At 72.5% G+C, this 487-nt stretch carries 1 protein-coding gene; it reads left to right on the top strand.

The features are described 5' to 3' along the window. Positions 1-487, top strand: a 487-nt coding sequence (locus tag DT057_RS35190) for a N,N-dimethylformamidase beta subunit family domain-containing protein (protein ID WP_338103533.1), incomplete at both ends; no start/stop codon positions are given.

Here is a 487-nt window from a genome sequence, read left to right as displayed (position 1 = left end):
CAGCCGGGCCAGACGGCATCGCTGACGCAGAACTACCTCGGCTACGAGTGGGACGAGGCGCCCGACAACGGCTTCGATCCCGCCGGCCTGGTGCGGCTCTCGTCGACGACGCTGCCGGTCGGCACCTACCTGCTCGACTACGGCAACACCACCGGCCAGGGCACCGCCACGCACAGCCTGACCCTGTACCGGGCGCCGAGCGGCGCCCTCGTGTTCGGCGCCGGCACGGTCTACTGGTCCTGGGGCCTGTCGGCCAACCACGACAACCAGGCGACGCCGACCGATCCCCGCGTGCAGCAGGCGATGGTCAACCTGTTCGCCGACATGGGGATCCAGCCGGGCACCCTCGACCCGGGCCTGGTCCTGGCCACGACCTCGACGGACCACACGGCGCCGACCTCCGCCATCACCACGCCGGGCGCCGGGGCCTCGGTGGCGGCCTACCAGACCGTGACCATCACGGGCACGGCCTCGGATGTCGGCGGGG

Origin of the sequence: Methylobacterium crusticola (assembly GCF_003574465.1) — a bacterium.
GTDB lineage: Bacteria > Pseudomonadota > Alphaproteobacteria > Rhizobiales > Beijerinckiaceae > Methylobacterium > Methylobacterium crusticola.
The sequence above is the reverse complement of the archived record's forward strand: the minus strand, read 5'-3'. Positions and strand labels throughout refer to the sequence as shown.